This is a genomic window from Streptomyces sp. NPDC050509, assembly GCF_044457965.1.
Classification (GTDB): Bacteria; Actinomycetota; Actinomycetes; order Streptomycetales; family Streptomycetaceae; genus Streptomyces.
Map to the genome: position 1 here is coordinate 309085 of NZ_JBITHL010000009.1, position 26477 is coordinate 335561.

Annotated in this window: 22 protein-coding genes and 3 pseudogenes; 18 read left to right on the top strand and 7 right to left on the bottom strand. The window is 71.3% G+C overall.

Annotated elements, in window-relative coordinates:
- Nucleotides 1–527: 527 nt before the first annotated feature.
- The 3 genes from ACIBJC_RS26405 (at nucleotide 528) to ACIBJC_RS26415 (ending at nucleotide 2514) form a co-directional block, all read left to right on the top strand.
- Nucleotides 528–1475 (top strand): Scr1 family TA system antitoxin-like transcriptional regulator, encoded by a 948-nt coding sequence (locus ACIBJC_RS26405; protein ID WP_399296497.1) that lies wholly within the window; start codon nucleotides 528–530, stop codon nucleotides 1473–1475.
- A complete protein-coding gene (locus ACIBJC_RS26410) occupies nucleotides 1432–1563 on the top strand; it encodes a DUF397 domain-containing protein (protein WP_399296499.1) in 132 nt (43 codons plus the stop codon). Before ACIBJC_RS26405 ends, ACIBJC_RS26410 begins: the two co-directional genes overlap by 44 nt.
- A 171-nt stretch (nucleotides 1564–1734) precedes the next feature.
- Nucleotides 1735–2514 carry a VOC family protein gene (locus tag ACIBJC_RS26415; protein WP_399296501.1) on the top strand — a complete coding sequence of 260 codons (780 nt, stop codon included), beginning with the start codon at nucleotides 1735–1737 and terminating at the stop codon, nucleotides 2512–2514.
- 93 nt (nucleotides 2515–2607) lie between these two features.
- On the opposite strand, the gene ACIBJC_RS26420 is transcribed toward ACIBJC_RS26415, so the two are convergent.
- Nucleotides 2608–4155, bottom strand: coding sequence for a M28 family peptidase (locus tag ACIBJC_RS26420; protein WP_399296503.1), 1548 nt, complete (start codon nucleotides 4153–4155; stop codon nucleotides 2608–2610).
- A 149-nt stretch (nucleotides 4156–4304) separates the two neighbouring features.
- On the bottom strand, nucleotides 4305–4964 hold the full coding sequence (locus tag ACIBJC_RS26425) for an HhH-GPD-type base excision DNA repair protein (protein WP_399296505.1): 660 nt from the start codon (nucleotides 4962–4964) through the stop codon (nucleotides 4305–4307).
- A 189-nt stretch (nucleotides 4965–5153) separates the two neighbouring features.
- Here ACIBJC_RS26425 and ACIBJC_RS26430 point away from each other — a divergent pair, with 189 nt between their 5' ends.
- The 7 genes from ACIBJC_RS26430 (at nucleotide 5154) to ACIBJC_RS26460 (ending at nucleotide 15182) form a co-directional block, all read left to right on the top strand.
- Nucleotides 5154–7541 carry a germacradienol/geosmin synthase gene (locus tag ACIBJC_RS26430; protein WP_399296507.1) on the top strand — a complete coding sequence of 796 codons (2388 nt, stop codon included), beginning with the start codon at nucleotides 5154–5156 and terminating at the stop codon, nucleotides 7539–7541.
- A 76-nt stretch (nucleotides 7542–7617) separates the two neighbouring features.
- Nucleotides 7618–8901, top strand: coding sequence for a beta-ketoacyl-ACP synthase 3 (locus ACIBJC_RS26435; RefSeq protein ID WP_399296509.1), 1284 nt, complete (start codon nucleotides 7618–7620; stop codon nucleotides 8899–8901).
- Entirely contained in the window at nucleotides 8885–10252 is a 1368-nt protein-coding gene (locus ACIBJC_RS26440; protein ID WP_399296511.1) for a beta-ketoacyl-[acyl-carrier-protein] synthase family protein, read from the top strand. The genes ACIBJC_RS26435 and ACIBJC_RS26440 overlap by 17 nt, the downstream gene beginning before the upstream one ends.
- Before the next feature lie 142 nt (nucleotides 10253–10394).
- Nucleotides 10395–12623 (top strand): acyl-CoA dehydrogenase, encoded by a 2229-nt coding sequence (locus ACIBJC_RS26445; protein WP_399296513.1) that lies wholly within the window; start codon nucleotides 10395–10397, stop codon nucleotides 12621–12623.
- A 40-nt stretch (nucleotides 12624–12663) separates the two neighbouring features.
- Nucleotides 12664–12921, top strand: a complete 258-nt coding sequence (locus ACIBJC_RS26450) for an acyl carrier protein (protein ID WP_399296515.1) — start codon at nucleotides 12664–12666, stop codon at nucleotides 12919–12921.
- A complete protein-coding gene (locus ACIBJC_RS26455; RefSeq protein WP_399296517.1) occupies nucleotides 12918–14156 on the top strand; it encodes a beta-ketoacyl-[acyl-carrier-protein] synthase family protein in 1239 nt (412 codons plus the stop codon). The genes ACIBJC_RS26450 and ACIBJC_RS26455 overlap by 4 nt, the downstream gene beginning before the upstream one ends.
- Nucleotides 14157–14324: 168 nt before the next feature.
- Nucleotides 14325–15182, top strand: a complete 858-nt coding sequence (locus tag ACIBJC_RS26460) for an SDR family oxidoreductase (RefSeq protein WP_399296519.1) — start codon at nucleotides 14325–14327, stop codon at nucleotides 15180–15182.
- Nucleotides 15183–15327: 145 nt separating this feature from the next.
- Here the strand turns inward: ACIBJC_RS26460 and ACIBJC_RS26465 are convergent.
- Nucleotides 15328–15429: pseudogene (locus tag ACIBJC_RS26465) on the bottom strand (LysR family transcriptional regulator); the annotation flags it as partial.
- Here ACIBJC_RS26465 and ACIBJC_RS26470 point away from each other — a divergent pair.
- Nucleotides 15401–16351: an LLM class flavin-dependent oxidoreductase gene (locus ACIBJC_RS26470; protein WP_399296521.1), complete on the top strand. Its 951-nt coding sequence runs from the start codon at nucleotides 15401–15403 to the stop codon at nucleotides 16349–16351. The pseudogene ACIBJC_RS26465 and the gene ACIBJC_RS26470 overlap by 29 nt on opposite strands.
- Nucleotides 16352–16403: 52 nt before the next feature.
- Here ACIBJC_RS26470 and ACIBJC_RS26475 read toward each other — a convergent pair whose 3' ends face one another.
- Together ACIBJC_RS26475 and ACIBJC_RS26480 are read right to left on the bottom strand one after the other, a co-directional pair.
- A complete protein-coding gene (locus ACIBJC_RS26475; protein WP_399296523.1) occupies nucleotides 16404–16607 on the bottom strand; it encodes a DUF397 domain-containing protein in 204 nt (67 codons plus the stop codon).
- Entirely contained in the window at nucleotides 16604–17485 is an 882-nt protein-coding gene (locus ACIBJC_RS26480; protein ID WP_399296524.1) for a helix-turn-helix domain-containing protein, read from the bottom strand. Before ACIBJC_RS26480 ends, ACIBJC_RS26475 begins: the two co-directional genes overlap by 4 nt.
- 250 nt (nucleotides 17486–17735) lie before the next feature.
- Here ACIBJC_RS26480 and ACIBJC_RS26485 point away from each other — a divergent pair, with 250 nt between their 5' ends.
- From ACIBJC_RS26485 to ACIBJC_RS26510, 6 genes are all read left to right on the top strand, one after another.
- On the top strand, nucleotides 17736–18188 hold the full coding sequence (locus ACIBJC_RS26485) for an ATP-binding protein (RefSeq protein WP_399296526.1): 453 nt from the start codon (nucleotides 17736–17738) through the stop codon (nucleotides 18186–18188).
- On the top strand, nucleotides 18185–18436 hold the full coding sequence (locus ACIBJC_RS26490) for a hypothetical protein (RefSeq protein ID WP_399296528.1): 252 nt from the start codon (nucleotides 18185–18187) through the stop codon (nucleotides 18434–18436). Before ACIBJC_RS26485 ends, ACIBJC_RS26490 begins: the two co-directional genes overlap by 4 nt.
- A gap of 731 nt (nucleotides 18437–19167) precedes the next feature.
- The gene (locus tag ACIBJC_RS26495; RefSeq protein WP_399296530.1) at nucleotides 19168–20067 is read left to right on the top strand and encodes an aminoglycoside phosphotransferase family protein; all 900 of its coding nucleotides are present in this window, start codon (nucleotides 19168–19170) and stop codon (nucleotides 20065–20067) included.
- A 575-nt stretch (nucleotides 20068–20642) separates the two neighbouring features.
- Nucleotides 20643–21404, top strand: a complete 762-nt coding sequence (locus ACIBJC_RS26500; protein ID WP_399296532.1) for a 3-oxoacyl-ACP reductase family protein — start codon at nucleotides 20643–20645, stop codon at nucleotides 21402–21404.
- Nucleotides 21405–21594: 190 nt separating this feature from the next.
- A complete protein-coding gene (locus ACIBJC_RS26505) occupies nucleotides 21595–22440 on the top strand; it encodes a PP2C family protein-serine/threonine phosphatase (protein WP_399296534.1) in 846 nt (281 codons plus the stop codon).
- A gap of 79 nt (nucleotides 22441–22519) precedes the next feature.
- On the top strand, nucleotides 22520–23623 hold the full coding sequence (locus ACIBJC_RS26510; protein WP_399296801.1) for an MASE1 domain-containing protein: 1104 nt from the start codon (nucleotides 22520–22522) through the stop codon (nucleotides 23621–23623).
- Here the strand turns inward: ACIBJC_RS26510 and ACIBJC_RS26515 are convergent.
- Both ACIBJC_RS26515 and ACIBJC_RS26520 read right to left on the bottom strand, forming a co-directional pair.
- A pseudogene (locus ACIBJC_RS26515) lies at nucleotides 23620–24472 on the bottom strand (triphosphoribosyl-dephospho-CoA synthase). The gene ACIBJC_RS26510 and the pseudogene ACIBJC_RS26515 overlap by 4 nt on opposite strands.
- A pseudogene (locus ACIBJC_RS26520) lies at nucleotides 24469–25040 on the bottom strand (protocatechuate dioxygenase); the annotation flags it as partial. The pseudogenes ACIBJC_RS26520 and ACIBJC_RS26515, both read right to left, overlap by 4 nt.
- 338 nt (nucleotides 25041–25378) lie before the next feature.
- On the opposite strand from ACIBJC_RS26520, the gene ACIBJC_RS26525 reads away from it, so the two are divergent.
- Entirely contained in the window at nucleotides 25379–26194 is an 816-nt protein-coding gene (locus tag ACIBJC_RS26525; RefSeq protein ID WP_399296803.1) for an endo alpha-1,4 polygalactosaminidase, read from the top strand.
- Nucleotides 26195–26477 lie beyond the last annotated feature (283 nt).

A 26477-nucleotide genomic window follows, 5' to 3' on the forward strand; every position in this document is an offset into this window, starting at 1 on the left:
AACAGGTCGACCCGTCTCGGATAGTTTCCCTGCGCGCATTCGAGGCAGAGAAGATCTCGTGTGCCGTCCGGTGTGGTGCGTACCGCCTCGACGCTGTTTTTCCAGCATGCCTCGCAGTACCAGCAATCCATTTTCGACAGCAGCACGGTCGCCCTGGGCAAGGGGTCCCCTTTCCTCGGCGGAGTCCGTCCCGTTTCCGCAGAAACGGTCATTCGTAAAGCGGCCCGAACGGTCCGAACGGTCAGAGAGGGGCGGTGCGCGCGGTGGGGGCGGTGAGGGCCGTGGGGGCGGCAGGGGCGCCCGGGGAGGTGCCGGGGACATGAAGGGACGGGAGAGGTGCGAGCGGCTTCGCCACGACGGGGCCCAATTCCGGTGTGGGGATAGGGATTGCGTTCGAATCACTGCGCATTGTCGTCCTCGGGGCGATACAACTACATTGCGTGGGACCAGCGTTGCCCTGCGCCAGGCGGGTGCGCAACGTCGTGTGCGTGCCAGACAGGATCTGTCACCTGAGGAAGGAAGAGCGAATGGGGCGGCGCAATGCGGAAGGCGGGGAGAAGACGGCCGGTACGGCGGCCGTATTCGGTGAAGTGCTGAAGCATTCACGGGACTCCGTCGGCCTCACCCAGGCGGGACTCGCGGAGAGAGTTCCGTGTGACCGGTCGTTCGTAGCACGTGTGGAGGCGGGGACGCGCGTTCCCGACGACAAGTTCACCGACACGTGCGACACGGTCCTGCGGACCGGCGGGATCCTGCGCAAGCTCTGGGACAGGATCGACTGGTATCCGGAGGTGGAGCATCCGGACTGGTTCAAGCGCCGCGCCGCCATGGACGCCCAGGCGGTGGCCCTGCGGGAGTACCAGAACCAGGTGATGCCCGGACTGCTGCAGAACGAGGAGTACGCGCGCGCCCTCTTCGCCCAGGTCTACACGGGCGACGAATTGGAGGACATGGTCCGCGCGCGCCTCAGCCGGCAGCACCGGTTCCTCTCGACCGGAGGGCCGCTGCTCATCGCCGTACTGGACGAAAGCTGTATCCGGAACATCGTCTTCAGCAATGCCGTCATGCGGAATCAGTGTGCGCATCTTCTCCGGGTGGGGAAGTTGCCCAACATTCGTGTGCAAGTCGTCCCGGCCGGCTCCCCGAGCGTGGTGCGCCCCAGTACGTCCATGTCGCTCATCACCATGCCCGACGGCCAGTTCTGGGTGTACTCGGAATCGCTCGACCGCGGGCACTTCAGCGACGATCCGGCGGTTACCGCCCGTCATGCGCAGTCCTATGATGTGCTCAGGGCGGATGCCCTGTCCGCTTCCGAGTCTGCCGCGCTGCTCCGTGACGCGATGGAAGGGTATGACCACCATGAGGAACCGCGATGTGACAGCGGCGGCGTGGGTCAAGAGCAGCTACAGCAGCAACAGCGGCGGAAACTGCGTGGAAATAGGCCTCGGTATCCCCGGATCCGTTCCTCTTCGTGACAGCAAGAGCGTCGAAGGTCCCGTGCTCGTTTTCCGTACCGGCGCCTTCGGCACCTTCCTTTCAGGTGTCAAGAGACCCCTCCCCTGATCCCTCCCCTGATCCCCCTCCTGATCCCCCTCCTGATCCCCCTCCTGATCCCCCTGTTCCTCCGTACCGGGCCTCCTGGCGTTTCGGCGGCATCCTTCCGGTCAATTCCGCCGTAATCTCTGGCCGAATGGACACGGAATGCAGGAATGCAGGAAAGGCAGGGTGTACGACGTGCTCAGCACCGAATTCGTGACCGGCTCCCCCAACTGGCTCGATGTCGCCAGCCCCGACATCGCCACCTCGGCCGCCTTCTACAGCGCCGTCTTCGGCTGGACCTTTCAGCCGGCCGGCCCGGACGCGGGGGGCTACGGCTTCTTCCAGCAGGACGGCAGGACGGTCGCGGCCCTCGGGCCTCTCACCGAGAACGGCGCCGACGCCGCCTGGACCGTGTACTTCAAGAGCCAGGACGCCGACGCCACCGCCCACTCCGTCACACGGCACGGCGGCACCGTACGGGTCGACCCCATGGATGTGATGGACGCCGGGCGCATGGCGTGCCTCACCGACCCCCAGGGCGCGGACTTCGCCGTCTGGCAGCCCGTCTCCGTACGCGGGCTCGAATCCACCTCCGAGCGCGGCACCCTCTGTTGGGCCGAACTGCACACGGACGACGGCGCGGGCGCGCTCGCCTTCTACCGGGCCGTCCTCGGCTGGCGCTTCCAGGAGCTGCCGGTGCCCGGCATGACGTACACCGTGCTCTCCACCGGCGAGGGCGACCAGGAGGACGCCACGTTCGGCGGGGTCGCCCCGGTCCAGGGGGACGAACGGTCGCGCTGGCTCCCGTACTTCGCCGTCGACGACGCCGACGCCCTGGTCTCCGCGGTGCGGGACAACGGCGGCTCCGTCGTCATGCCCGCCATGGACGTGCCGGACGTCGGCCGCATGGCGCACCTCGCCGATCCCTTCGGCGCGCGGTTCGCCGTCATCAGGCCCGCCCCGCCGCAGGGGTAGGGGCTGCAGGGGACGGGTCCACGGACAGGGCACGCCGCGTTCTCCGTGCGGCGTGCCCTGTCCCTGTGCCCGTCCTGCGGGTTCCCCGAGCGTCTACGAGGCCGGTGTGTGGCCCTTGTCGCGTGCCGGAGCCGTCTTCTTGGCGGACTGCGCCGGCTGCGCCGACTGCGCCGACTCTGCCGTCGCCGGCTTCTTCAGCGAGCTGAGGTCATGGGCGTACGTGCCCACGGCGTTCGCGATCACGTCGACGTTGATGTCGAGGGCCCGCATGCTGATGTTGGAGAGGTCGTCGCAGGCCGCGTGGTAGCACGCGTCGTACGCCACGCCCGCCTCGCCCCCGTACCGATTCGCCTGCTCCTGCGACTTGATGCCCTCCGCGCCCGTGAACGTGCCGCCCGAGGCGATGCCCGCGTCCATGAAGGGGCCGTAGTCGGAGCGGCCGTCGAAGTCCGTTCCCTCGTGCGGAACGTTTCTGCTGTCGAGGAAGTCGGTGATGCCCTTCTCGATCTGTGCCGAGCCCTCGGGTCCCGCGCCCGCGCCCTCGCCGTCCGAGTCGTCGCCGTCGTAGACGAACTGGGCGTGGTTCGGCGAGGCGATCATGTCGAAGTTGAGGTAGAGCGAGAGGTCTGCGCGCTGCTGGTCGGTGAGCTTTCCGACGTACGACTCGGCGCCCAGCAGGCCCAGTTCCTCCGCCGACCACCAGGCGAAGCGCACCTTGTTCGCCGGCTTGTCGTGCGTCTTGGCGAGCTTGAGCGCGACCTCCAGCAGGCCCGCGGAGCCCGAGCCGTTGTCGTTGATGCCGGGGCCCTCGGTGACCGAGTCGAGATGGGCGCCGAGCATCACCGTACGGTCGGACCTGCCGCCCCTGGTCTCGGCGATCACGTTGCGGGTGGTGCGCTCCTCCTGGAGCTGGCGCACGTCCAGTGAGACCGTCACGGGGCCGGCCGCCACGTCGGCGGCGAGCGCCTCGCCCGCTTCCCTGGTGACGCCCCCGGTGGGGATCACACCGGCCTCAGGACCGCCGAGCGTGCCGCTGAGCGCGCCCTCGGTGTTGTTGTAGATGATCGCGGCGACCGCCCCCGCCGCGCCCGCCACCCGCTGCTTGTCGGCGAAGGCGCAGCCGCCGCGCTGGATGAGCGCGATCTTGCCGGTGTAGTCGGCGGAGGCGTAGTCGCCCGCCTCGCACCCGGTCGTCGCGTCGAGCGGTACGGCGGCCAACTCGGCCTCCACACCGCCCTCCGGGGTGGACCTGGTGTACGACATGGCGGTGATCGTGACGTCGCGCGGCGTCGGCGCGGTGACCGTCAGTTTCTCGGCGAGGGTCTCGATGTACGTGATGTCGAAGGTGTCGTACGAGACCTTGTAGCCGGCCTTCCTGAGCTGGCCGTACACGTAGGCGGCCGACGCGTCGTGGCCGATCGTGCCCGCCGCGCGGTTGCCGTTCGACTCCTCGGCGATCTGCTGGAACTTCTCCAGATGCCGGTACGCGTCCTTCGCGGAGGCCGAACGCACCAGCTTCTTCGAGAGTTTCGCGGCGTTCCGCGCGGCTTCCCTCGCCGGGTCGTGTGCTCGCGCGGCGGCGGGGGAGGAGGCGGAGAGCAGAAGCGGGGCGGCGAGCGCGGTGGCGGTCGCTGCGGCCATGAGTCTGCGGGACGTTGCGTTCACAAGGGTCCTTCCGGTGCGAACGAATGTGAGCGAATGTCGGAGAAAAGTAGCGAGCGCCGCGTCTTCTGGGAACAGATGTGGCGCAGGTCACGGAACGTTCCGGTCGATTCCGTACTCCGCGTGGATCAGCGACTCTTGGTCGGCTTCTCCGTCTTCTCCGTCTTCTCTGCCCTCTCCGTCTTCTCCGGCTTTGTGGCCTGTGCCGACTTCGCAGTTTTGGCCGCGCGCTTGGCCTCCTGCTTGAACGCCCGTACCTTCGCGAGCGATTCGGGGCCCGTGATGTCCGCCGCCGAGCGGTACGCGCCCTGGTCGCCGTAAGCGCCCGCCGCCGCGCGCCAGCCCTCCGGCCGTACCCCGAACTGTTTGCCCAGCAGCGCCAGGAAGATCTGTGCCTTCTGCTTCCCGAAGCCGGGCAGCTCGTTCAGCCGGTCCCGTAGCTCCGTACCGGTGGTGACATCGCGCCAGACCGACGTGGGGTCGCCGTCGTAGTGCTCGACCAGGTACTGGCAGAGCTGCTGGACGCGCCGGGCCATCGACCCCGGGTAGCGGTGCACGGCGGGTTTGTCGGAGAGCAGGGCGGCGAAGGCGTCGGGGTCGTACGCGGCGATCGCGTGCGCGTCGAGATCGTCGCCGCCCATACGGACGGCGATGGTGTACGGGCCGGAAAATGCCCACTCCATCGGTACCTGCTGGTCGAGCAGCATGCCGACCAGGGCGGCCAGGGGGCTGCGGCCGAGCAGTTCGTCGGCCTCGGGCTGCTGTGCGAGCCGGATTGTGGTGCTCATGGGCCGATGATCACCCGGGGCCGGAGGGACGCGCGGACAACACGCGCTGACGATGTGGTCATATGACTATTTTGTGGTCCGTATGGGCGAGCAAAGGGACGGGTAGATCGCGGTGCAGGCTGAGGCCGCCCGCATGGCCGGGTGGTCTGCATCGCTCATGTTTCGTGATTCGTGAAAGGCCGCTCACCCGTGTCGCACCCCTTTGAACTGCCGGATTTCTACCTGGCTTATCCGGCCCGCCTCAATCCGCACTTGGAGGAGGCCAGGAAGCACTCCAAGAAGTGGGCCAGGGATATGGGCATGCTGGAGGGCTCGGGCGTCTGGGACGAGCACGACCTCGACTCCCATGACTACGCGCTGCTCTGCTCGTACACCCATCCCGACTGCGGCGGACCGGCGTTGTCGCTGGTCACCGACTGGTACGTGTGGGTCTTCTTCTTCGACGACCACTTCCTGGAGGTCTACAAACGGCCCCAGGACCGCGAGGGCGGCAAGGCGTATCTCGAACGGCTCGCGGCCTTCATGCCGATGGACCTGTCGGCCGGATTCCCCGAGCCGACCAACCCCGTCGAGGCGGGGCTCGCCGACCTCTGGGCGCGTACGGTCCCGAGCATGTCCCTGGCCTGGCGCGAGCGGTTCGCCGAGTCGACGGAGAACCTGCTCAACGAGTCCGACTGGGAACTGGCGAACATCAACGCGGAGCGCGTCGCGAACCCCGTCGAGTACATCGAGATGCGCCGCAAGGTGGGCGGGGCGCCCTGGTCCGCGGGGCTCGTCGAGTACGCGGCGAACGCCGAAGTCCCCGCCGCCATCGCGGACTCCCGGCCGCTGCGGGTGCTGAAGGAGGCGTTCTCGGACGCCGTACATCTGCGCAACGACCTCTTCTCGTACGAGCGGGAGATCGAGGAGGAGGGCGAGCTGAGCAACGGCGTACTCGTCCTGGAGACCTTCCTCGGCTGTACGACGCAGGAGGCGGCGGACGCGGTCAACGACCTGCTGACCTCCCGTGTCCAGCAGTTCGAGAACACGGCGCTGACCGAGCTGGGGCCGCTCTTCGCGGAGCGCGGGCTCGGCCCGCAGGAGTGCGCCGACACGCTCGCGTATGTGAAGGGGCTCCAGGACTGGCAGTCGGGCGGCCACGAGTGGCACATGCGCTCCAGCCGCTACATGAACGGGGTGGGCGAGGGCGGAGGCGCCGGGGCGGGTGCTCCCGGGACCGGGACCGGGACCGCAGGTGCTCCCGGGACCGGGGCCGGGGGCGGCGGCGCGGGGCTGTCGTTCTCCATGACGCCCGTCGGGCTCGGGACGACCGCCGCCGACATCGCGCGCGCCATGGGGCTGGGGACGATCACCCCCCGGAGCATCGCCGCGGGCGCGCCGGCGCGGGCGCGCAGCCACAGCCATGTCCCCTTCCAGCACGTCGGAGCGTCCGTGCTGCCCGACTTCGACATGCCGTTCGCGCTCTCGCTGAGCCCGCACCTCGACCACTCGCGCGAGCACGTGGCCGAGTGGGCCCACCGGATGGGCATCCTGGAGGCGCAGCCGGGGATGCCCGGTTCCGACGTCTGGGACGAGGAACGGCTGCGCAGAATCGATCTGCCGCTCTGCTCCGCCGGTATCCATCCGGACGCCACCCCGGAGGAGCTGGACCTGACGTCGGACTGGCTGGCGTGGGGGACGTACGGGGACGACTACTTCCCCGTCGTGTACGGCAACGCGCGGGATCTCGCGGGCGCGAAGGCGTGCAACGAACGGCTGGCCCTCTTCATGCCGGTCGACCTGTCCCCGACCCCACCGCCGGCCACCGGGCTGGAGCGCGGGCTGGCCGATCTGTGGGTCCGTACGGCGGGCCCCATGGAGGAGTCCGCGCGGCGCACGTTCCGTAAGTCGGTCGAGGACATGACGGCGTCGTGGGTGTGGGAGCTGGCCAACCAGGTGCAGAACCGTATCCCCGACCCGGTCGACTACATGGAGATGCGCCGCGCGACCTTCGGCTCGGACATGACGATGTCCCTGTCCCGGCTGAGCCACGGCCGCCAGGTGCCGCCGGCCGTCTACCGCACGGGGCCGATGAAGTCCCTGGAGAACGCGGCGCAGGACTACGCGTGTCTGCTCAACGACGTCTTCTCGTACCAGAAGGAGATCGAGTTCGAGGGCGAGGTGCACAACAGCGTGCTCGTCGTGCAGAACTTCTTCAACTGCGACTACCCGACCGCGCTTTCCATCGTGGACGACCTGATGAAGTCGCGGATGCGTCAGTTCCAGCATGTCGTGGCCAACGAACTACCCGTGCTGTACGACGACTTCGCGCTGGACGACGACGCGCGTCGGGTGCTCGACGGCTATGTGAAGGAGCTGGAGAACTGGCTCTCCGGAATCCTCAACTGGCACCACGGGTGCAAGCGTTACAAGGAGCACGAACTCCTGGAGGACCGGGCCGGGATCACGCGCTGGGTTCCTCCGGTCCCGACCGGGCTCGGTGTCTCGGCGACGCGCACCCGGCTCCCGGGGTGGGCCCCGACCGTCGGGGCCGTGCGCCCCGCGCCTCCGTCGGCTGTCCCCCAAATGGCGCAGTAACCCCCCTGCCCGGCAAGGAGTTTGACATCCGGTCGACGTGGTCGACGGTGATCGTGAACCGGATGGGGGCCCTTGAGTGGCGAGCGGGCAGGTCCGGGGAGCCCGGGGTGCGCGGACGGCGGTGCTGGAGGCCGTCGCCGGATGGGTTCCGGGCGAGCCGGTCCGTAACGACGCGCTGCCCGCCGCGTGGGGCGTGGACGACGCGTGGATCCGCAGGCGAACGGGCATCGGGGCCCGCCACCGCGCCGGGCCGGGGACCGCGACGGGGGACCTCGCGTACGAGGCGGCGCGCCTGCTGATCGGCGACGGGGGCGGGGGTGGGGTCCAGGGGGGTTTCGGGTTCCACGGGGTCCCCGCGGCCCCCGGGTTCCACAGCGGCCCCGGGGCCCCCGGGGGCGGCTGTGCACGCGCGGCGTGTGGCGCGGCGGTGGACCGGGCCGTGGACGGTGTCGACATCGTGGACGCCGTCGTGCTGGCCACGGCCACCCCCGACCACCCCTGCCCCGCGACGGCGCCCGAACTGGCGGCGCGGCTGGGGCTCGGCACCGTGCCCGCCTTCGATCTGGGCGCCGTGTGCAGCGGCTTCGTCTACGGCCTCGCCGTCTGCCACGGCCTGGTGGTGTCCGGGCTCTACGACCGGGTGCTGCTGGTGGGCGCGGACACGTACTCGACCTGGCTGGACCCCCGGGACCGCGCGGCGGGCGTGGTGTTCGGGGACGGCGCAGGGGCGGCCCTGATCGGCGCCGGCAGAACCGGTTCCCCTGGCGAGTTGCTCGGGTTCGACCTGGGCAGCGACGGCTCGGGACGGGAGCTGATCACCGTGGCCGGAGGCGGCTCACGGGCCCGCGCCCAGGCCCGGCCCCCGGACCCGGAACGGTCCGATCCGGCCGGCTCCCCGGACCGGACGGGGCCGGCCGGCCCGGCCGCCGGGGGCGACGCGTACTTCCGGATGCGCGGCCGGGCCGTCTACCAGCACGCGGTCGAGCGGATGACCGCCTCCTGCCGCACCCTGCTGCACACCGTGGCCTGGGACCCGGCCCAGGTGGACCACTTCGTACCGCACCAGGCCAACGCCCGCATCCTGCGGGCCGTCGCCGACCGGGTGGGGATCGGCGCCGACCGCTGCGTCACCCACCTCGACCGCGTCGGCAACACCGGCGCGGCCTCCATCCCCCTGGCCCTGGCGGACGCGGCGGCACGGGGGCGTCTGCGCGCGGGCGACCGCGTGCTGCTCACCGCCTTCGGCGGCGGCCTCACCTGGGGGACGGCGGCCCTGACCTGGCCCGGAACCGTACGGGCCGCGCCTCTCGACGGAAGGTACGCACCATGGGAAGGAACGCATCATGACGGGGACGGCTGAGCGGGTGGCGCGGGCCGGGGTGGCGGTGACCGGGCTGGGGGTGGTGACGCCCGCGGGCATCGGCGAACCGGCCTTCTGGGCCGGGCTGTGCGCGGGACGGTCCGTCGCCCGGCGGCGGCCCGAACTGGCGGGCATGCCGGTCGACTTCGTGTGCGCGATCGGCGACCCGTCGGATCCGGAGGTGGATACGGGGGCGGGCGCGGCACCGTACGACACGGCGCCCGGCACCCCGTACGCAGCACACGCCCCACGCACCCCGCACGTCCCGCACACCCCGTCGTACAGCGTGCTCGATGTGGACGCGGCGGTGGGCGGGCGCTCCGTGTGGCGCATGGCGCGGTTCGTGAAGCTGGCGCTGATCGCCGCGCGGCAGGCGGTCGCCGACGCCGGTCTCGACCCGGCCACCTGGGACGGCGGCCGGGTGGGGGTGGTCCTCGGGGTGGGCGTCGGCGGTGTCTCCGTACTCGCCGACAACGCGCTCAAGCTCCAGGCGCACGGGCCGCAGTCCGTCTCGCCGCTGCTGGTGCCGATGATGATCCCGAACGCGGCGGCCGGCGAGGTCGCCATCGCGCTCAAGGCCCGGGGGCCCAGCCTGGCCCCGGTGACCGCCTGCGCGTCCGGGGCGACCGCGCTCATCCTCGCCCGCGACCTGCTGGTCGGCGGGCAGTGCGACGTGGTGGTCGCCGGGGGCGCCGAGTCCGTACTGACCCCGCTGGTGGTGACGGCGTTCGCGCGGATGGGCGCGCTGTCGACGCGTACGGACGACCCGGCCGGTGCGTCGCGGCCGTTCGCCGCCGACCGGGACGGGTTCGTCATCGGGGAGGGCGCCGGGATGCTCGTCCTGGAACGGGAGGCGGACGCCCGCGCCCGGGGCCGGGTGCCGCGCGCGCTGCTGGCGGGCGCGGGTGCGAGCACGGACGCGCACCATCCGACGGCGCCCGCGCCGGACGGCCGGATCGCGCAGGTGGCGGTGGAGACGGCGCTGCGGGAGGCGGGGTGGAGCGCCCACGACGTCGAGCACGTCAACGCGCACGGCACCTCCACGCCGCTCAACGACGCCATGGAGGCGTCGCTGATCGAGCGGGTCTTCCCGCACGGGCCGCCGGTCACCGCGGCGAAGGGCGTGGTGGGGCACACGCTGGCGGCGGCGGGGGCGATCGAGGCGGTGGCGACCGTACTGACGCTGGAGCACGGGCTGATCCCGCCGATCGCCAACCTGGACGCGCCCGCGGTCGAGTTCGACCTCGACTGTGTGACGAAGCAGGCGCGCCGGCAGCGGGTGCGGAGCGCGGTCAGCCACAGCTTCGGCTTCGGGGGGCACAACGTCGCGCTGGCGTTCGAGAGGGTCTGACGGGGTACGGGGCGTGCGGGACGTGAGGAACGCGCTGGTGGCGGGCGCGCGGAGCGGATCGGCCGAACGAATGTCTTGTGGCCCCGAGTGCGGCAAAGTCGTTTCTTCATCAACCGTCGCTCGTTCTTCTCAGGTGAGCGTAATGATCAACAGCGGTGCCGTGGACGCGGGAAAGGCGACGGCGAGGCGGCTGACGCGCGTGCTGTACGGAGACGGTTTCGAGCGGGAGCACGGACCATGGCGGCGGTTCGCCGCCGACGGCCTCTTCCGCAGCCGCCCGGACTCGACACCCCCGGAGCGGCTGTCCCTGGCGTACGAACGGCTGCGTGCCGTGAACGGGGCGCTCGACAGCCCGGCGGAACTGGCCGCCGACCCGCGCGGGGTCGCGGCGCTGCACGAGTGGCTGGGGCCGATCGACCCGTCCTTCACGACCGTGGCGGGGATTCACTACAACCTCTTCCTCGGCAGCCTGCTCGACCACGACCACGCCGCCGACGGGGACCCCGGCGCCGCCGAGCGCGATCTGGCCGACTTCCTGACGCTGCGCCGGATCGGCACCTTCCTCTGTACGGAGGTGGCGCACGGCAACGACGCGGTCGCCCTGGAGACGACGGCCACGTACGACCGCGTCAGGGACGGCTTCGTCCTGCACACGCCGCACGCGGGCGCGCAGAAGTTCATGCCCAACACCAGCACCACGGGCGGCGCGAAGAGCGGGGTGGTGGCCGCCCGGCTGCTGGTGGACGGGGCCGACCACGGCGTCTTCCTCTTCCTGACGCCCCTGACGGACGGCTCCCGCACGCTCCCCGGGGTGCGGGTACGGCTGCTGCCCGAGCGGTTCGGCAGCCCGCTGGACCACTGCGTGACCTCGTTCGACCGGGTCTTCGTCGCGCGGGACGCGCTGCTGGGCGGCGTACGGGGGCAACTCGGCCGGGTCACCGGGGACGGCGCGTTCAGCAGCGCGGAGAGCAACCGGAGGCGGCGCTTCCTGGCCTCGATCGGCCGGGTCACCGCCGGGAAGCTCTCGATGAGCGCGGGCGCGCTGGGCGGGGCGCGCGTCGCGCTGGCGCTCGCCGTACGGTACGGCGGCCACCGGCTGATCTCGGGGCCCCGGGCGGTGGAGCGGGTGCCCGTCTTCGCGCACCGCAGCCACCACGGGCCGCTGACCGGGGGGCTGGCGACGGTCTTCGCGATGACACTGCTGCACCGTACGGTCGTCGACGCGTGGGAGACGCGTACGGAGGCGAACCGGGGCGAGACCGAGCGGCTGGTGGCGGTCGCCAAGGGGTGGATCACCTGGCGGGCCCGCGAGATCATCGTGGAGTGCCGTGAACGGTGCGGCGCCCAGGGGCTGTTGGAACACAACGGCATGACCGAGATGCTGGCGAACATCGAGGGCGCGATCACGGCGGAGGGCGACAACACCGCGATCTACGCGAAGGCGGCGGCGGAGCTGCTGTTCTCGGCGAGGGCCCCGGAACGGAATCCGGGAACGGCGGCGGGGGCGGCGCCGGATCCCGCGGCGGATCGCGACGCGGATCAGGACGTGGATCGGGACGCGGATCAGGACGAGGATCGGGACGCGGCCGGGAGCCCCGATCCGGACGCCGATCGGAGTGCGCACCGGGGTGCGGATCCGGGCGCGGATCCGGGCGCGGATCCGGTGGAATGTGACGCGAATTACGTCTCCCTGGAGCTGTCCGACACGGGCCATCTGGGTGATCTCCTGCTGGCGGTCGAGCAGTTGTGGCTGGACCGGGCCCGCCGCCGGATGGGCCGCGCGCCGCAGGGCGACCCCCTCGCCCGATGGAACGCGGCGTCCGGCGCCGCGCTGCGCGCCGTGGAGGCGCACGCGTACCGGCGGGCGGCCGAGGCGTACACGGCGGCGGAACGGAAGCTGTGGGAGCGGGAGCTGAGGGATACGGAGCCGGGCGCGGAGGCCGGGTCCGTATCCGTCTCCGCGCCCGGCTCGGCGCCCGCTCTGCTCCGCTCGCTGCACCGGCTCTTCGCGCTCCAGTGGATCGACCGGAACAGCGGTGACCTGCTGGCCCATGGTCTGCTGACGGCCGGTCAGCTCGACGAACTCCCCGATGTGATCGAGCGGCTCATCGCGGAGCTGGCCACGTACGCGACCACCCTGGTCGAATCCTTCGCACTGCCCGAGGAGATGCTCGCCGACCGGCCCATCGCCGGCGCCGGGTACGCCGACGCGTACGACGATCCGGAGGGCGCGTGGACCGTACCGGAGGCGCTGTCGCGGTGCGCGGCCTGCCGGCAGTCGCCGCCGTCTTCCGTGCCCGTATCAGATCGATTTAGCATTGTCCATCGGCTTTTGAGGTTTATCAACAATTTGAGAAACTTGCCGCACTGAGCCCCTTGAGTGCCTTGAGTACCTTTTGAAAGGACATGCCATGAATGCGACCCGTCAGGCGATTCATCCGAAGATCACAGAGGTCCTTGCCGAGACCTTCAAGGTGCCGGCCGTTGAGATCCACCCCGAAGCCACCATGGACAGCCTGGAGATGGACTCCCTCGCGGTCGCCGAGTTCGCCGTCATCATCAAGGAGAAGCTGGGCGTCGACGCCGACTCGGAGACGCTGCTCAAGGGCGCCACGCTCGCCGAGATCACCGCGTTCCTCGACAAGGCGGCCGTGGGCGTCGGCCGATGACCGGTGAAGCCAGGCCCGCCGTCGCCGTCACCGGACTGGGGATGATGACCCCGGCCGGGAACGACACGGAGTCCACCTGGAGCGGGGTGTGCGCGGGCGTGTCCCCCGCGCGTACGGTGCCCGAACTGCGGGGCTGCGTCGTCGACTTCGCCTGTACGGTCGGCGGCGTCGACCTGGACGAGGCGATCGGCGGGCGGACGGCCTTCCGGATGGGCCGCCATGTGAAGTTCGCGCTGCTCGCCGCGCGCGAGGCGGTCGCCGACGCCGGGCTCGACCCGCAGAGCTGGGACGGGACCCGGGTCGCCGTCATCGTCGGGACGAGCAGCGGGGGTTCCGCGAGCGTCACGGAACAGGCCGTCGCGCTCGACCGGCGCGGCGCCGAGGCCATCTCGGCGACGGGCACCCTGCTGACCATCCCCAACATGGCGGCGGCCGAGATCGCCATCAAGATGCGGGCCACCGGGCCCAGCATGGCGCCGTGCACCGCCTGTTCCTCCGGGGTGACGGCGCTGTCCGTCGCCCGCGACCTGCTGACCACCGGACAGTGCGACATCGCCGTGGCGGGGGCCACGGAGGCCACCGTCTTCCCGCTCGCCATGACCGGGTTCGCCCGCTCGGGCGCCACCGCGATCGCGGGACCCGGCGACGACCCCGCGCTGCTCTGCCGCCCCTTCGCGGCGGACCGCGCCGGGCTGGTCATGGGCGAGGGCGCCGCGATCATGGTGCTGGAGCGGGAGCGGGACGCGCGGGCGCGTGGCGCGCGCCCGCGTGCGCTCATCGCGGGCGCCGGCGCCACGACCGACGCCCACCACCCGACGAGCCCGCACCCCTCGGGCGCCGTCGCGCAGCGGGCCGTCGAGGTGGCGCTGCGCGACGCGGGCTGGCGGTCCGGCGACGTCGAGCACGTCAACGCGCACGGCACGTCGACCCCGCTGGGCGACGCGACCGAGGCCGCGCTGATCAGCCGCGTCTACCCGCACCGGCCGCCGGTCACCGCGCCCAAGGGAGTGCTGGGGCACTGCATGGGGGCGGCCGGGGCGATGGAGGCGGCGCTGACCGTGCTCACCCTCCAGCACGGAGTCGTACCGCCGATCGCCAACCTGGACGCGCCCGCCGTCGAGTTCGACCTCGACTGCGTGACGAAGCAGCCGCTGCGGCAGCGGATCGACCGGGCGGTCAGCCACTCGTTCGGCTTCGGCGGCCACAACGCGGTGCTGGCACTGGAACGCGCCTGAGCCCCGACCAGACCAGACCAGACCAGACCAGACCAGACCAGACCAGACCCGACCCGACCCGTACGCCTCGTGAGGCACGACGAGGCGTACGGCACCACACGCCCCGTGCTCATTCCACCCCCCGGTTCTCACCCCACCCCCCTGTTCAACCTGTTCGGAGGCCCACCCATGCGCAGGCACCCGCCCCTCCGGGGCCGTACCGTCGTCATCACCGGCGCCGCGCGCGGTGTCGGGGCACAGCTCGCCCGTACCCTCTCCGCGCGCGGCGCCAGGGTCGCCCTCGTCGGCCTGGAGGAGCGTGAACTGGCATATATCGCAACCGAGTTGGGCGGCGAGACCGCGTACTGGCACGTCGATGTCACCGACGCGGACGCCCTGCTCCGTACGGCACGGTCCGTCGAGGCGCTCTTCGGTACGGTCGACGCCGTCGTCGCCAACGCGGGCGTCGCGACGGGCGGCCTCTTCCGCCACTCCGATGCCGAGGTGTGGCGGCGCGTCGTCGAGGTCAACCTCTTCGGCAGCGTCAACACCGCCCGCGCCTTCCTCCCCGCGCTGATCCGGTCACGCGGCTACTACCTCCAGATCGCCTCGCTCGCCGCCTTCGCGCCTACGCCGCTCATGACGGCCTACTGCGCCTCGAAGGCGGCCGTGGAGGCGTTCGCGCACTCCCTGGAGGCCGAGACCGCCCACCACGGCGTACGCACCGGGGTCGCCTACCTGAGCTGGACGGACACGGACATGGTGCGCGCCCCGGAACAGCGGGCCGCGCTCGGCCGCCTCCGCGCCGACCTGCCCTGGCCCACCGGCCGCACCTACCCGCTGGCCCCGGCGGTGGACCGCATCGCCACCGGCATCGAACGCCGCGCCCGCCACGTCTACGCCCAACCCTGGCTCAGAGCCGCCCAGTTCCTCCGCGCCACCCTCCCCACCCTGGCCACCCACAACGCCCGCCACGCCGTGGCCGAACTGGAGTCCCGGCCGGGGGTGCCGGTGCCGACCCCGGCTCCGGCTCCGGCGGTTCCGTAGCGGTTTCCGTAGCGGTCCTGGAGCGGTCCTGGAGCGGTCCTGCTCAGGCCGCGGTCCCGGGCTCGGCCTCGGGCCCGCCCGTGTCCCCGGTCCGCTCCGTCGTCTCCCGTGCGTACGTCTCCGCGCTCCGTACGAACATGGCGCTGACGCTGAAGTCGGTCAGGACCGTGGCGCCCAGGCCCTCCGCAACCATCAGTTTGCCCATCTGCGCGCCATCCGTGGAGTACGAGAAGGTCGTGCTGCGCCCACTGGAGTTCCTCGTCGCGTTCCGGCCCGGCTTCGTCTCCCCGACCCTGGCCGCCCAGATGGCCGCCACGTTCCAGCGCCACGCGCCGGGCCGGCTGCTGCTGAACGTCGTCACGGGCGGCGAGAGCCACGAGCAGCGCGCGTACGGCGACTTCCTCGACAAGGAGGCCCGGTACGCCAGGACCGGGGAGTTCCTGGCGATCGTACGGAGGCTGCGGGCGGGCGAGACGGTGACGTACCCCGGGGAACACCTGCGCGTGGAGGACGCCCACCTGGCCCGCGTCCCCGACCCGGTGCCGCCCGTCTACTTCGGCGGCTCCTCCCCTGCGGCGGGCGAGGTCGCCGCCCGGCACGGCGACGTCTACCTGACGTGGGGCGAGCCCCCGGCCCAGGTCGCCGAGAAGATCGCCTGGATCCGGTCACTGGCGGAACGGCAGGGCAGGGCCGTACGGTTCGGCATCCGGCTGCACGTGATCACCCGGGACACCGCCGACCAGGCATGGGCCGAGGCGCAGCGCCTGCTCGACGGCTTCGACGCGGACGCGATCAAGGCCGTACAGACGGGCCCGGCGCGCAGCGAGTCGGAGGGCCAGCAACGGATGCTGGCCCTGCACGGCGGCTCCACCGACGGGCTGGAGATCTCACCGAACCTGTGGGCGGGCATCGGCCTGGTACGGGGCGGCGCGGGCACGGCGCTGGTGGGCAGCCACGCGGAGGTGGCGGAGCGTATCGCGGAGTACCACCGCCTGGGCATCGACGAGTTCATCATGTCGGGCCACCCGCACGTGGAGGAGGCGTACTGGTTCGGGGAGGGCGTGCTGCCGAAGCTGGCGGGGGCGGGGTTGTGGGCGCACCCGGATTCGGGCGGCGGCACGGCTGTGACTCCCGCCGCGGTGCCGTTCGCGACGGAGGTACGGCGCTGACGCGGCCCTGGGGGAGCGGGCTCCGGGGCCGCGTGCGCGTGGCTCGGGGTGCTCAGGTGCGGTGCGAGCGGTTGGCGTTGTCGGCTTGGAGGGTGGTGTGGAATGTGCGCCAGGCAGTAGGGGTGACGCGGAGGATGGGGCTGGGCCCGGTCTTGGAGTCACGTATGGCGACAGTGCCGACTATGTTGTCGGCGACCTCGACGCATTCACCCCCAGAGGCGCTGTAACTGGACTTCACGAAGACGAAATCACTCACGGGTACATCCCCTTGCAGATGCTGTGGATCAGGCTGACCGAGTTCTTCGGGGCGAGACTCAGCCGGGCTGTGCGGTCGAAGAACGTGCTGTACACAGCGCCTTCTTCCTCATTCTCCACCCAGACGGTAGAAACAATCGTGTCGGTGTGGACAACGTCCACCGCCTCGTTCTCGGCAAACGAGATGATGTTGAACGTACTGGACACGCAAGGATGTCCACCCGCCTGGAACGGCATCACCTGAAGGCGCACATTGGGCAACTGGGCTACTTCCAGCAGGCGTTCCAACTGCTTCCTCATCACCTGAGGGCCGCCCACCTGCTGACGGAGCGCGGCTTCCCAGACCACCGCGTACACCTCCAGCGGGTTCTCTCCCATAAGCCGCTCTTGCCGCTTCATCCGTACTTCGACGATGCGCTCGATGTCGTTCGGGTCTTCCCACACACCATCGCTGACGGCCAGCGACCGTGCATAGTCCGACGTCTGGAACAGGCCGGGAATCAGCGAGAGCTGCCATGTCCGGACGCGGCGGGCCACGTCCTCCATCGCGATGTACTCCGCCAGCGCGCCCGCCTGCGGAGAGTGTTGCCACCAGCCCTGAGCCTTACGGCGTTCCCGGTCCAGCTTGGCGAGTTCCAGCAGCCGGGCCGTGTCCTTCGCGTCCGCTTCGTAGAACTCGCACAGCACCCGGAGGTCCGGGTCCCGCATGGGCACCAAGCCGCGCTCCATCTTCACGATCTTCGAGTTCGTCGCGTTGATGGACGCTCCGGCTTCGAGCTGGGTCTTCTCCGCCGCGTCACGCAGCCGGTGCAGTTCTCGCCCGAGCCTGCGCGCAAGGACAGTTGACGCTCTGTTACCGAGTTTCGGTGATTCAGTCACAGGCCAAGTGTGGCGCCGGAGGTACCGGCCAGTCGACCAGCTTCCCTCCTTGGGGCTAATTGGCCCCAAGTTTCTTGCCTTCAAGATAGGCGAGTGGTTACGTTCGGTGCGTAACCGCGCGCACAGCGGCGCCATTTGGTGGAAGTGCACCGCGCTGCCCTGCGCCAAAGCGCAGTCGTGTGACGCGGCATCGCCACTGCCATGCGCATTCCGTACGGGCAGCCCCGACCGCACGTGGAGGTGCGCGTCCATGTCCTCTCCCTTTGAAAGCCCTGAGCCGGAGCCGGTGTTGTACGAGGACCGGTTGAACTACACCCCCGTGGCCGGCAGCGTGAGCCTGGCGCGGCATCGGACGTCGCGGCTCATTGCCGAGTGGGGGCACCCCGAACTCGCCTGGGTTACGGGCCTGGTCGTGAGTGAACTCGGGACCAACGCCCTGCTCCACGGGTGTCTGCGGGACCGGCTCTTCCAGGTCGCCGTCGTTCTGCGGTCCACGCTCTTGCGTATCGAGGTCAGCGACCCGCGTGGGGAGCGGCTGCCGATGCTGCGGACCGCCAACGACAGCGAGTGCTTCGGGCGCGGGCTGCCGCTGGTCGTCCAGGTCACCGACCGGTGGGGAACCGAGCCTCGGGTCGTCGGCAAGACGGTCTTCGCGGAGATCGACCTGAAGCCCGTGCGGCCCGACTCGCTGCCCCGGCGGTGACCGCCGCCATGGTCGACGAGACGTTCTGGGGAGTCGTCGCGCTCTCCATCAGCCTGACCGCGCTGGTGTTCGGCGTGCTGTACGCGGCCCATGGGCGGCCCGGATCGGAAGAGGGCGCCCCGGATCCGCCGTTCGTCGCGGAGGAGACGTACTCGTACACCTGCCACTGCCATCGCGAACCGGTGCACATCACCATCCGCGCCCGCCAGATCCCCCGCATGGTCGGGCGGGGGCGGTGGTTGCTGTGACGGTGTCGGGTGCGGGTTCGGGCGGGTCTGTCGGGGTGGGCCGGATTCGAGAGGGTACGGCAGGCCCGCCCCCTCCCTGGTCCGATGATCGCGGCTCCGGGGTGTGCGTCAAGGGCGCTCCTGCGTCGCGTCGGCTTCGCCGATTCCGCTTCGCTCCACCCTTGACCCACACCCCTGCACCGCTGGAAAAGGCGTGGGGAGGGCGCGGGGGGGAGGGGTCCCCTGGGAAACACCGATGTCCCTGGGGTCCGTTCCAGGCTTGCGGGCCGGTTCGCCCTGCGGGGCGCGCGGTCGTGGAGTGGGGCGGTGGCGGCTTTCGTCAAGCGGCTCCCCTCCGGATGACGGCTGGGCTTCATGCCCCGCTGGTCACTCGCCGTGGGTGGGAGGGGTCGGGTGGAGTCGGGGTGGATGTGACGTGCGGGGCGGGAGGGGTGCGCAACAGGGATCTGTGTGCCGAGAGTCCCGGCACAGTGCGCTGGCTGCGCGCAGTCACGGAACAACGGACGACCAACCCCCATTCGATCAACCTTAATTGGGGCATAAGGGTCAGTGAATGGTCAGGGAGACGCCCGATCGGCTTTTCGGTGCCGTATGAGTGATCGGCGGGCGCGTGGAGTTCGCGCAGCGGAGGGCGGGTGGCGGAAAACCGGTCGACGGGGAAGCCCGCGAGGTCGTGTGATGGCTTCGACTGCCCGCCGCATGGGAGTGGGCCGACCGCAGGAGCTGATGTCGTGACAAGCGGGAGAGCCACGGTGTCCCGGGCCCCGATCGATGCTGCTCTGGCCAGGCGACTGGTCGATACGCAGTTCCCGCAGTGGGCCGGGCTGCCTCTCAAGCTGCTCGACCCGGCGGGCTCGGACCATGTGATCTACCGGCTGGGCGAGGAGTTGTCCGTACGGCTGCCCCGCCACACCGGGGCCATCGGGCAGGCCAGGAAGGAATCCGAGTGGCTGCCCCGGCTCGCTCCGCACCTGCCACTGGCCGTCCCCGTACCGGTGGGGGTGGGGGAGCCCGGCTTCGGATATCCGTGGCCGTGGGCGGTGTCCCGCTGGCTGGACGGCGAGGTGGCGACCGCCGAGGCGCTGGCCGACTCGTCCAGTGCTGCCGTCGAGCTGGCGGAGTTCCTGACCGCCCTTCAGCACTTCGCGCCTGAGGACATCCCGGCCGAGGGCGCTCGCGCGGACCTCACCGGTCTGTCGCTGGCCGACCGGGACCGCACGACGCGGGCCGCTATCGCGGAGGTCGGCGGCGTGTTCGACAGGGCGGCCATGACCGAACTGTGGAACGCGGCGCTGGGCGCCCCGGGATGGGATCGTCCTCCGGTCTGGTTCCACGGGGACTTCCACACCGGCAACCTGCTGACCTTCGAGGGCCGCCTCAGCGCGGTCATCGACTTCGGCGAGCTCGGGATCGGCGACCCGGCATGCGACCTGACCATTGCCTTCACCCTGATGTCCGCAGGGAGCCGGGCCGCCTTCCGCGCGGCGCTCGGCGTGGACGACGCCACCTGGACCCGGGGCCGGGGCTGGGCCTTGACCACCGGCCTGAACGCCTACACCTCGTACGCCGCCGTCAACCCCCGGGTCGCCGCGCAGACCACCCGACAGATCACCGGGGCCCTCATCGGCTAGGCAAGCCGCCGTACCGGCGCTCCTCGGCAGGCCGATCGGCCACCCGGTGTTGCGCTTCTCCAGCCGTCCATCCAGCCATCCACCATCGCTCCCACCCACGGCGAATGACCAGCGGGGCATGAAGCCCAGCGCACGACCGGTCGACGGACGCTTGACGAGACGCGTCACCACCCCACTCCACGAATGCGCGCCCCGCAGGGCGAGCCGACCGCAAGCCTGGAACCGACCCCAGGAACATCGGTGTTCCCCAGGGGACCCCTCCCCCCCGCCCCCTCCCCACGCCTTTTTCAGCGGTGGAGGGGTGTGGGTCAAGGGTGGAGCGAAGCGGAATCGGCGCAGCCGACGCGACGTAGGAGCGCCCTTGAGGCGCGGCCCGGAGGCGCGATCATCGGATCAGGGAGGGGGCGGGCCGCCCGTCATGAGACGCCCCGGGCCCGCCCCGACAGGCCGGCCCGCACCCGCACCCGCGCCCGCTTGGCCTCAGGGTGACGTCTGAATGCCGCCGGACTCCTCGCCTGCGGCGCGGAAGCATCGTCATGTACGCGAACCCCTACCGAGAGAAGAGATGGGCGAACATGACAGCGATGACAGCGGTGACTGCCGTGCTTGGCGGCAAAGTGGCATTCGTGACCGGCGGCAGCCGGGGTATCGGCGCGGCCGTGGCGCTTCGGCTCGCCGAGGACGGTGCCGATGTCGCGCTGACCTACCAGCACAGTGAGGTGCGGGCTGCGGAGGTGGTCGACCGGATCAAGGCGCTGGGGCGCCGGGGCTGGGCCGTGCGGGCCGACAGTGCGGATCCGGCGGCGGTGCGGGCGGCCGTGGACCGGGCCGCCGAGGAGCTCGGGCGGCTCGACATCGTGGTCAACAACGCGGGGATCGGGGTGCTCGGCCCGGTCGAGGACCTGGCGCTGGAGGATGTCGACCGGGTGCTGCGCATCAATGTGCGGGCGCCGTTCGTCGTGTCCCAGGCGGCGCTGCGGCACATGGGCGCGGGCGGCCGGATCATCAACATCGGCAGTTGCATGGCCGAGCGCGTCGCGTTCCCCGGCGGTTCCCTGTACGCGACGAGCAAGTCCGCGCTCGCCGGGCTGACCAAGGCGCTCGCCCGTGAGCTGGGCCCCCGGGAGATCACCGTCAACCTGATCCACCCCGGGCCGGTCGAGACGGACATGAACCCTGTCGGCGGCCCGGGTTACGAGTTGCAGAAGGGCTTCACCGCGCTCGGCCGTTACGGGCAGCCCTCGGACGTCGCCGCGACCGTGGCCCACCTCGCGGGGGACTCCGGCCGGTACGTCACCGGGGCCGCCATCGCGGTGGACGGCGGCTTCGCCGCGTAGGGCGTACGGCGTGGGTCCGCACCGGGTCTCGTGAAGCGGAATGGGCGGGCCGGAAATATGATGAATGAGGTGATTCGTGCGGGCTGTGCTGACGGCTGTCCGCGCGGGTCGCCGTACGTACGCCGCCGCGCGGAGAACCCGGGGCGGTCCATGACAGACGGTCCATGACGGACGTACCTCGGAGCGGTGGATGAGCCGGCGTCGTCCCACACGGTCCACCCCCGCCACGAGCGCCGACGACCTGCTGACCACTCTCGGCCGGCTCACCGCCCAGGCGCGTCGGGGCGCGGAGCTCCAGCACGCCCGGGTGGAGCTGGCCGAGGCGTTGCAGCGCGAGATGCTGCCCGCCGTCCTGCCCGCGCTTCCCGGGCTGCGGACGGCGGCCCGGTACGCGCCCGCGCGTACCGGGCTCGACATCGGCGGGGACTGGTACGACGGCTTCACGCTGCCCGACGGCACGCTCGCCCTCTGCGTCGGAGACGTACAGGGCCATGATGTCGAGGCCGCCGCGATCATGGGGCAGGTACGGATCGGGCTGCGGGCGGTGGCCGCGACGGCGACCGACCCGGGCGAGGTGCTGAGCCGCGCCAACGACCTGCTGCTCTCGGTGGGCTCCAGCCTCTTCGCGACCTGCTCCTTCCTCCGCTTCGACCCGGCCACCTGGGAGCTCCAGAGCGCGCGGGCGGGCCATGTCGCCTCCGTATGGGCCACGGCAGACGGGCGGTCGGGGGTCGCGGAGGACGCGGGAGGGCTGCCGCTGGGCATCCAGCCGGGCGAGGCGTACCCGGTGACCCGGCGCAGGCTGACCGAGGCGGGCGTCTTCGTGCTGCTGACGGACGGGGTGGTGGAGGGCCCCTCGTTCCCGATCGAGGAGGGGCTGGCGATGGTGGCGGGGGTGCTGGCCCAGGGCCTGCGCGCGGGCTCGGATCCGGGGGAGCTGGCGGCCGAGGTGATGAAGGTGGCCGAGCTGACGGGCCACTCGGACGACGCCGCCGTCCTCGTTCTCTGCCATGACGCGGGACCCCCGGACGGCTAGACAGGGCCTGGGGTCTTTCGCTGGCGTGTCATGGCCGACCTGGGCGGAGCGCGGCGGCGGGCATTGTCTGATGGCCGGTGTGGTGCGTACCGAGCAACTCCGCCGTCTCACCGTCCGCGCTCTCCCGGCCCTCGGCGTCGCCGTCGCCTATTACGCGGTCGGGCAGCTCGGGCTGGTGAGACAGGTGAGGGTCGAAGGTGCGATCGTCACACCGCTGTGGCCGCCGACCGGCGTCGCCCTGGGCTGCCTGCTCCATCTGGGCCTCGGCGTCTGGCCGGGGATCTCGCTCGGCGCCCTGCTGAGCATCGTCACGATCAGCGTCTTCCACCCCACGGACATCGTGATCATCGCGGGGAACACCCTCGCCCCGGTCTGCGCGTATCTGATGCTCCGCCGGGCCGGCTTCCGCCTTGAGGTGGACCGGCTGCGCGACGGGGTGGCGCTGGTGTTCCTCGGCGCGCTGGGCGGGATGCTGATCAGCGCCACCGTCGGTACGGGCGTGCTGGTGCTCAGCGACCGGCTGCCGAGCCACGGGTTCTGGCCGACATGGACCGCGTGGTGGACGGGCGACGCCATGGGGGTCCTGGTGATCACCCCGCTGCTGCTCCTGCTGCGCCGGGTCCGGCTGCCCGGGGCGGGTGACCTGGAGCGCGCCGGGCCGGACCAGGGAGGGGACCACGGCCACGGGCGGCGCGGGTGGCGCGGGCGGCGCTGGGGGGAGGCGGCGGCCCTGCTGGTCACGGCCGTCGTCGTCACCCCGGTGGCCGCCAGAAGCCCGCTCTGTCTGCTCTTCCTCGTCTTCCCGCTGCTGATCTGGGCCGCTCTGCGCTTCCAACTGGTGGGCAGCGCCCTGTGCGTCCTGCTGGTCTCCGTCGTGGTGATCTGGGCGGCGACCGACCATGTCGGCCCGTTCACCCACCACGACCTCACGGAGACGATGATCAGCCTCCAGGCCCTGAACGGCTCGGCCGCGCTGACCGGGCTGCTGCTGGCGGCGATCGTCACCGAGCAGCGGAACATCCGGCGGAAGGTGGAGCAGGCCTGCATGGAACTGGCGGAGGTGGTCGGCCGCCTCGCCCCGGACCCGCCGGGACGGCGCACCGGCCCCGGCGTCTCCGGCAGAACCGCCGAAGGAAGCGACGCCGGAGGCAGCATCGACGAAGGCAGCGCCGACGAACCCTAGTTCGTGGCGGTACGGGCTCGTGGAGGGACGCCGCGTACGCCGCGCCACCACAGCCCGTCCACGAAGAGCGTCGCGGCCAGCAGATGCGCGCTGCCCCTGGGGCGCAGCCCCGCCGCGCGCAGCCGGGTGTCGAAGGCGTCCAGCGCGGACCGGCCCGCCGGGGTGGCCGTACCGCCCGCGTCGAGGACGTCGCGGGCGCCGTTCTGCACCAGGCGCAGCCCGTGCGGGCCCGCCGTGTGGAGCGGGCCGGTGTCCTGGAGGGTGGACATCACCGTGAGCAGGGCGTCCAGCCGGGCCCTGGGTTCCCGCGCCCCGGCCTCCCGCGCGCTCCGCAGGGCCGCCAACGCCTTGCGTACGTGCGGGAATCCGGCCCGTGCCTCGCCGCGCGCCCCGGCCGCGCCGTACCGGGAGGCCACCGCGGAGCCGGGGGTGGGGCGGCGCGGGGCCGATGCGTCGGTGAAGGTGACGATCCGCCGGGCGACGGCGGGCAGTTCGTCCGGGGCCTTCGCCGGTTCCAGCGCGGCGGAGGCCACCAGCAGGCCCAGCGGCCAGAGCGCGCCGTGGTGCAGCGCCGTACCGGGCGTTGGCGCGCGCCATGGAGCGTTCGGTGGAGCGGCCGATCGAGCCCAGCTCCGCCCGTAGCTGACGGCTCGGTCCCTCTGCCGTACGGCGGGCCGCGGCGGCCATCGCCGCGAGACCGGGCACCAGTGACCCGGCCGACCAGCGCAGGGCGCCGAAGTCGGCCTCGCGGGTGTCGGGGAGACCGGGCTTGGGGGTCAGCTCCGCCTCCGCCAGCAGGGCGTCCGACGCGGCCCGTGCCAGCGCCTCGTCCTCGCGGCGCACGGCTATGAGGTGGCGGAGGCGGACGAGGACGCGGGCGCGGAGGGCGCGTCGCTCGGCGGCGTACCGGTCGGGGGCGTACCGCCGCCACCGCCCGCGCCGGTGTTCTCGGCGTCCGGGTCGATGCCGAGGACGATCGTGCCCCTGAACCCCTTCGACGGGTTCTTCCTGTGGACCGGCGTCAGGGTGAGCAGCCCGCTCGTGGCGCCGTTCCCCTCGTACACCAGTCGTCGTCGATCTTCGTGTACGTACCGGTGTGCTTCGCGTAGGGCTCCAGGGTGAAGACCTGCTCGGCGGTGGCGTCGTCGAAGAAGAGCTGCCCGGTGAAGTTGACCTTGCCGCCCTCGTACGTGCCGTCCGCCTTCGCGCCGCCCGTGTGCACCTTGACGTGGATGTGGCAGGTGCGGGGCGTGTACCAGCCGGGGAAGATCGTGGTGAACGTGACGGCCCCGTGGGCGTCGGCGACCTGGTAGCCGCGCAGATACGTCCGGTCGTCGGCGGTGGAGCCGTCCTCGTTCTCGGCGGGCGCGCTGCCGCCCGGGTTCGCTGTGGTGTAGCCCGAGTAGTAGCCCCAGGCTGTCAGCTTCCTGTGAGCCAGTTCCCTGTGAGCCCAGCTTCCTGTGTCGCGCGGGCCCGTTTCACCCTCACCTGATGTCCGTATCGTCCCGGACTCGGGTCCTGTGGGGCGGAGTTGTATTCCTGGGGTCTGTTGACACGGGGGAGGCCCGCTCGCTTTACTCCTCGAAACGCCGGAGCTGAGCACCTAGAGCGCTGAGTCTGCGGCACCAGAGGTACGCCTAGCCGGTGAGCGTCAGGGCCCCCACGGCCCCGCAAGCCCGGACAGAGTCGCCAGGATCACTCCAGGGTCCGAGGCGGGGACGTGCCCCCCACTCCTTCTGGAGCTCGACAGTGAGCATCAACCGTGCCCGTACCCGCCGGATCTCCGCCGCGGTCGCGGCCATCACGGCAGCGCTGGTCGCCCCTCTCCTCTCCGCCTCGCCCGCGGGCGCGGCGGCAGCCGCCGCGCCCCTCCCCCCGGTACACGCCGGGTTCGACTACCAGATCGGCGGCGCGTACACCCCGCCGGCCGGGGTGACCGTGGTCAGCCGTGACCGCGAGGCGTCGCCCGCCCCGGGCCTGTACAACATCTGTTACGTCAACGCCTTCCAGGTGCAGCCGAGCGAGCTGGACGAGTGGGACGCCGACCTCCTCCTGCGGGACTCCGCGGGCAACGTCATCATCGACGAGGAGTGGGACGAGGCCATCCTCGACGTGAGCACGGCCGGCAAGCGCGACCGGATCGCGGCCAAGGTGAACGGCTGGATCGACGGCTGCGCCGCCAAGGGATTCCAGGCGATCGAGCCCGACAACTACGACAGCTACGACCGCAGCCGGGGCAAGTTCGGCACCGACGCCGCCATGGCGTACATCGCCAAGCTCTCCGCCCACGCGCACGCGAAGGGTCTGGCGATCGCGCAGAAGAACACCGCCGAACTCGCCGAGTACCGCACCACCACCGGGCTCGACTTCGCCATCGCGGAGGAGTGCGGGGAGTGGAACGAGTGCGACTCCTTCACCGACTACTTCGGTGACAACGTCATCGTCATCGAGTACACCTCCAAGGGCATGACGACCGCCTGCAACGGGTGGAAGGACAAGCTGTCCATCGTCCGCCGGGACATGGACGTCTCCCCGATCGGCAGCAGCGGCTACCTCCGCCGGACCTGCTGACCCCGCACCCTCCCCGTCCGGAACTCCGGCTCGCCGGCCTTCTTGGAGGAAGGCCGGCGGCCCTCCGTGAACAGGGCCCTTGGTGAACTTCGGCGAACTTCGGCGAACTTCGGTGGGCTTCGGCCAACTTCGGTGAGCTTCGGTGAACAAGGGCCTTCGGCGATACGGCACGGCGTGCCCCGCACGCCTTCCAGGGAGGTAGACATGGCCGCGGACTCCCGCATGCCCAGCTCGTCCCCGTCTCCATCCCCATCCTCGGCTCCGTACCCGTCCCACCTGCCTC

Bases quoted from the DNA above. Each gene is read 5' to 3' on its own strand.
- ACIBJC_RS26485 (WP_399296526.1), top strand. From the start codon at position 17,736: ATGTCCTCTCCCTTTGAAAGCCCTGAGCCGGAGCCGGTGTTGTACGAG.
- ACIBJC_RS26500 (WP_399296532.1), top strand. From the start codon at position 20,643: ATGACAGCGATGACAGCGGTGACTGCCGTGCTTGGCGGCAAAGTGGCA.
- ACIBJC_RS26460 (WP_399296519.1), top strand. From the start codon at position 14,325: ATGCGCAGGCACCCGCCCCTCCGGGGCCGTACCGTCGTCATCACCGGC.
- ACIBJC_RS26445 (WP_399296513.1), top strand. From the start codon at position 10,395: ATGATCAACAGCGGTGCCGTGGACGCGGGAAAGGCGACGGCGAGGCGG.
- ACIBJC_RS26455 (WP_399296517.1), top strand. From the start codon at position 12,918: ATGACCGGTGAAGCCAGGCCCGCCGTCGCCGTCACCGGACTGGGGATG.
- ACIBJC_RS26425 (WP_399296505.1), bottom strand. From the start codon at position 4,964: ATGAGCACCACAATCCGGCTCGCACAGCAGCCCGAGGCCGACGAACTG.
- ACIBJC_RS26450 (WP_399296515.1), top strand. From the start codon at position 12,664: ATGAATGCGACCCGTCAGGCGATTCATCCGAAGATCACAGAGGTCCTT.
- ACIBJC_RS26505 (WP_399296534.1), top strand. From the start codon at position 21,595: ATGAGCCGGCGTCGTCCCACACGGTCCACCCCCGCCACGAGCGCCGAC.
- ACIBJC_RS26420 (WP_399296503.1), bottom strand. From the start codon at position 4,155: ATGGCCGCAGCGACCGCCACCGCGCTCGCCGCCCCGCTTCTGCTCTCC.
- ACIBJC_RS26405 (WP_399296497.1), top strand. From the start codon at position 528: ATGGGGCGGCGCAATGCGGAAGGCGGGGAGAAGACGGCCGGTACGGCG.
- ACIBJC_RS26440 (WP_399296511.1), top strand. From the start codon at position 8,885: ATGACGGGGACGGCTGAGCGGGTGGCGCGGGCCGGGGTGGCGGTGACC.